Origin of the sequence: Dietzia sp. DQ12-76 (assembly GCF_014145045.1) — a bacterium.
GTDB lineage: Bacteria > Actinomycetota > Actinomycetes > Mycobacteriales > Mycobacteriaceae > Dietzia.
In genome coordinates, this window is sequence record NZ_JAALDV010000137.1 from 1 (window position 1) to 4,840 (window position 4,840).

Here is a 4,840-nt window from a genome sequence, read left to right on the forward strand (position 1 = left end):
TGTGACTCTCAACTTCGTTTGGCGGGATTTCGCAGGTTCGTTTGGCGGTGTCAGGTGATGCCGATGACGAGGGTGGATCGGGCGGCTTCGACGACGTCGTCGGTGATGGTGTTGAGCTCGTTGATCTGCATGATGCGCTCCATCTGCGTGAACAGTCTGTCGACGAGGCGGAAGTTGCCGCGGGTGATCCGTGCGATCGCGGCGAGGGCTTGAGCGTCGGTGAAGTCGTCGGGGTCGAGGGGGTGCCCGTATTTGGGCCAGCGACGTTCGAGCACGAATCGCAGTTCGTCTTTGCTTAGTGGCCGGTATTCGTGTGCGAATCCGACGCGGCTGTAGAGCTGCGGGTAGCGGCTGAATCTCTTCTCGATCCCGGGCATGCCGATGAGGATGACGGCGACGTTGTCGCGGTCGTAGTGGTCTCGCACCATTTCCAGGGCGGTGGCATTGAGGCGGTCGGACTCGTCGATGATGATCAGCTCGACGTACTTGCGCAGGTTCCTGGGTCGTGTCTGCAGCTCGCCGGTGTTGATCAGATGCTCGTCGATGCACGCAGATACCTGGACCGTCAGGCCGGTGAGATCGTCTCTGACCTGACGCGGAGTGCTCAGGACCGCGGGGGTGTAGAAGACTGTCCGTTTCCTGGCCAGCGCGGCATAGATCGGGAAATCGGAGTCATCGCGTGGTCCCCATTCCTCGAGGAGTCGCTCGGCTTTGTGCCAGTTCGCATACCGTCTGGCAGACAGTGTTTTACCGATCCCGGCTTGGCCGTAGCAGATGCCAATGGTGCGTTGCCGGCGTACGGCGTCGGCGAACTCGACGAATCTCCGGTGCTGTTTGGTGGCGATGAACCGTTGCGGAGACATCAGTCATCCTCCAGGTAGGTGCGAAGCTTCGTCTTCCTCCGGGCTGGTGGGGTCGGTGCCGGCGGGGCCGGAAACGAGGGGTCTTCGTGGCTGGCGACGACGGCAATGCGTTCGGTGATCTGGCCGCGTAGCTCGCGTCGGCGGGCTGCGCGTGCGTGTTGAATGTCTTTGAGGCTGACTGTGGCCGATGCGTGATCGGGGTCCACGGCCTTACAGATGTACTGGTTCTTGTGGAAGACGTGGATTTCGGAGATGTCGCGGGGGTCGTACCGGATCACGACCTGTTCTTTGACGTAGGCGGCCAGCAGCGGTGAGACGTACCGCAGGCCCTGGAAGCGCACTCCGTCGCGGTGGACGATGCGCGTTTTGGCCACGGTCAGCAGCAGCAGGTTGAGATCATCGACGGTCTCGGGCAGGCGGGGAAGCCACCCGTCGCCGATCCAGGTCCGGTAGGGGCTGTCGCCAGTCTCCGGGTGGGTGCGGCGGTGATACTTGGCACTGATGAACTCGCCGATGGCGGTGTCGAGTTCGGGCAGCGTCAGTACCGGCTCGGGGTGCCGCTGACCGCGGGTGAGATAGCCCGGCAGCTCGGCAAGGAGTTCGGTGTTAATCGTGCCGAAGATCCGCTCGATCTTGCCGCGGCCCTGTGGTCGGGCGATGGTCGAGTAGATGATCTGAAAATGCAGGTCCTTGGCGGTTTGGGCGAGATGGTGGCTGGTGAAGTCGGTTCCGTGATCGACGTAGAGCACATCGGGCAGGCCGCACATCGGCCAGTTCGGATCGCTCTTCGGGCAGATTGCGTGCCGCAGCGCCAGTGCGGTGTTCATCGCAGACGGTGCGCCGAGGAAGACCATGTAGCCGCACACTGCCCGGGAGTAGTCGTCGAGGATGACGGTCAACCAGGGCCGGGCGGGCCGCCCGTTGGCGTCGTTGATGAGGATGTCGAGTTCGGTGTGGTCGGCCTGCCAGGTGGCATTGGCCCGCTCGGCTCGGTGTCGCCACACCAGCTCGTAGGTGTCCCGGTAGGCGGCCGCACCCTGGTGAGCCAAGGTCACCATCCCGGGATCCAGACCGGTCACGATGGCCCGCACGGTGGTCGCGGAGACCATCGGCCATCCACGGCGGGTGGCGGTCGTGGCGGCTTTGCGAATGATTGACGCGGTGGTCGGCCGAGGCGTACTCAGCGCCAGGCCTTCGATGTAGGCCACAAGGTCTGGGTGGGTGCGCCGCCCACGCTTGGTTGGCGTTGCCGGAGCCAGTGCGGCGATCCCGCCCTTTCTATAGGCGGCTAGCCAGCGTTGCAGAGTGCGTTCCCCGACTTTTTCGGCTGCGGCCAACTGGGTCAGCGGGACCCCGCTCTCCACGTGTGGGCGTAGGACCTGCCATCGGGCCGCGGCAGTCTTCGCGCCAGTGGGGGCGCCGATCGAACCTTGAGGTTCCTCGCCCCCGCTCATGGCTACGCCGTCGTCGACTTCTGTCGGCGCCGAGCGGGGGGCTTGTCGGCCCCGCGTTGCAGCGCCCGGTAGACGGTGGTGCGGCTGACCCCCAGGACCTCGCCGATCTGGGCGACGGTCATGTCTTGTTGCTCGTAGAGCTTGCGGGCGGTGCGCAGTTTGTCCCCAGACAACAGCGGTGGACGCCCACCTCTACGGCCACGGGCTCGGGCGGCTTCAAGGCCGGCGTGGGTGCGCTCGGAGATGAGGTCTCGTTCGAACTCCGCCAGCGAGGCGAAGATGTGAAACACCAGCCGCCCGCCCGAGGACCCGGTGTCAATGTTTTCCTGCAGGGATCGGAACTCGATTCCGCGCTCCTGCAACTCGGTCAGCTGATCGATCAGATGCCGGATTGATCGGCCCAGCCGATCCAGTCGCCAGACAACGAGCGTGTCGCCCGGGCGAAGTTGATCGAGGAGCTTTCCCAACTCCGGGCGCGAGGCCAATGCCCCGGAGGCGGTGTCGGTAAAGACCTTGTAGCAGCCGGCAGCGGCGAGAGCATCGTGCTGCAGTCGTGCGTCTTGATCGCCAGTCGACACCCGCGCGTACCCGAAAGCGTGGCCCATACCGATAAATGTAGCAATACCCGTCGCTGGTGGGTAGATCAGAAACACAGATTCCGGGACTGGGTTCCGCTACAGACCAGGCTTCCGCCCACCTCGGCGTATACAAACTCAGCGAAATCGAACGCACTTGTAGCAAAAACGATCGTTTCGGCACCATCGGGAGTGGCGAGTTGACGAGCCCGGCGAGGCGCAATTGCGCGGTGTGTACCGGGACGACCCCGCTCAACTTTGTTACTGTGTGCGCATGAACGCAGATAGTAACTTATGTGGGCTTGATCCCGAGTCCGAGTATGTGGACCTCGCCGCGGAGATCTTCAGCCTGCTTTCGGACCCCACTCGAGTCAGGATTGTGCTTGCTTTGCGTAAGCATGACGAGTTGCCGGTCAATGCCCTGGCGGCACTTACCGGGAAGACCTCATCGGGTGTGTCGCAGCATCTGGCTCGCCTGCGGATGGCGAGGATGGTCACGACCCGCCAGGAGGGGACGAGTGTGCTCTACCGGCTCACGGACGAGCACGCGGTGGCGCTGGTCGTTGAGGCAGTCAAGCAGGCCGAGCACGCCGTCGCGAACGGTCAACTGCCCCCGCACCACCACGCGCCCATCAAGTAGTGCGCCGACGGCCCCCGATAGATAGGCCCACCCGCTCATGCTCCAGGTGCTGCGCAATCCCACGTACGCCAAGCTGTTCGCCGCACAGGTAGTCGCGCTACTCGGGACCGGTCTACTTACCGTCGCTCTCGGCCTGCTCGCGTTCGATATCGCCGGCGGCGATGCCGGCGTCGTGATGGGGGTGGCGATGACTATCAAGATGATCGCCTACGTGGCTGTCTCGCCCGTGACCACCGCGCTCGTCGCTCGCCTACCCCAAAAGCCCGTGCTCATCTGTGCCGACCTAATCCGTGCCGGCGTCGCGGTATCGCTGCCGCTCGTCACCGAAGCGTGGCAGATCTACGTGCTGATCTTTCTGCTCCAATCAGCCTCGGCGACGTTCACACCGACCTTCCAAGCCGTGATCCCCTCTGTGCTGCCAGACGAGCGCGAGTACACCCGGGCCTTGTCGCTCTCACGCTTGGCCTACGATCTGGAATCGCTCGTAAGCCCGATGCTCGCCGCGGCCCTGCTGACGGCAATCAGCTTCAACAACCTCTTCATCGGAACCGTCATCGGGTTTCTCGGCTCTGCCACACTCGTCATCGCCTCTCGGTTCCCCCACACACAGCCCCCTCCTCCTGCACGGTTCCTTGACCGACTTTCCCGGGGGACACGGACATTCTTCGCTAGCCCCGAACTGCGCGGCCTGATGGGACTCAACCTCGTCGTAGCCACGACAACCGCCATGGTCATCGTCAACACGGTGGTTCTCGTGCAAGGCCAGCTCGGCAGGACGCAGTCGGATGTCGCCCTCATGCTCGCCGCATACGGAGCCGGATCAATGGTGGTCGCCCTGGGCATGCCCGCACTACTGAACCAACTTGCCGACCGGAAAGTCATGCTCGCCGGCGGAGCCGCGCTGCCCATCATCTTGCTCGCCACGGCCATCGTGATCGGATGGGCAGGCGGCACTGCCCAGTGGAATACCTTGCTCACGATGTGGGTACTGCTCGGCGCCGCAACCTCGACCATCCTCACACCCTCGGCGCGGCTACTGCGCAGAAATAGCACCGAGCAGAACCGGCCGGCAGTGTTCGCCGCGCAGTTCTCCCTCTCCCACGCCTGCTTCCTCATCACCTACCCACTGGCCGGCACCCTCGGCACCGCAATCGGCCTCCAAGCGACCGGATTCGTACTCGTCGCAATCGGAGTGATCGGCGCCGGGGCGGCACTACTGGCCTGGCGAGATGATGCCGAACCAAAGAGAGGCACGAAGCCCCGCCAAACAAAGCTGCGCAATCCCGCCAATCGAAGCTGAGAGTCACA

5 protein-coding genes are annotated in these 4,840 nt (G+C 63.8%); 2 read left to right on the plus strand and 3 right to left on the minus strand.

Annotated features, from left to right (window positions below; genetic code table 11):
* Positions 1 to 50: 50 nt before the first annotated feature.
* From G6019_RS05910 to G6019_RS05920, 3 genes are read right to left on the minus strand one after another with little or no spacing between them, the layout of a single operon-like run.
* On the minus strand, positions 51 to 863 hold the full coding sequence (locus tag G6019_RS05910) for an AAA family ATPase (RefSeq protein WP_182612138.1): 813 nt from the start codon (positions 861 to 863) through the stop codon (positions 51 to 53).
* Entirely contained in the window at positions 863 to 2,317 is a 1,455-nt protein-coding gene (locus G6019_RS05915; RefSeq protein WP_194305489.1) for a Mu transposase C-terminal domain-containing protein, read from the minus strand. The genes G6019_RS05910 and G6019_RS05915 overlap by 1 nt, the downstream gene beginning before the upstream one ends.
* A 2-nt stretch (positions 2,318 to 2,319) precedes the next feature.
* Positions 2,320 to 2,922 carry a recombinase family protein gene (locus G6019_RS05920; protein ID WP_182612139.1) on the minus strand — a complete coding sequence of 201 codons (603 nt, stop codon included), beginning with the start codon at positions 2,920 to 2,922 and terminating at the stop codon, positions 2,320 to 2,322.
* 244 nt (positions 2,923 to 3,166) lie between these two features.
* Here G6019_RS05920 and G6019_RS05925 point away from each other — a divergent pair, with 244 nt between their 5' ends.
* Positions 3,167 to 3,532, plus strand: coding sequence for an ArsR/SmtB family transcription factor (locus G6019_RS05925; protein ID WP_182612140.1), 366 nt, complete (start codon positions 3,167 to 3,169; stop codon positions 3,530 to 3,532).
* Positions 3,533 to 3,569: 37 nt separating this feature from the next.
* Complete coding sequence (locus G6019_RS05930) at positions 3,570 to 4,832, plus strand: MFS transporter (protein WP_182612141.1); 1,263 nt, start codon at positions 3,570 to 3,572, stop codon at positions 4,830 to 4,832.
* The last annotated feature ends 8 nt before the right edge of the window (positions 4,833 to 4,840 follow it).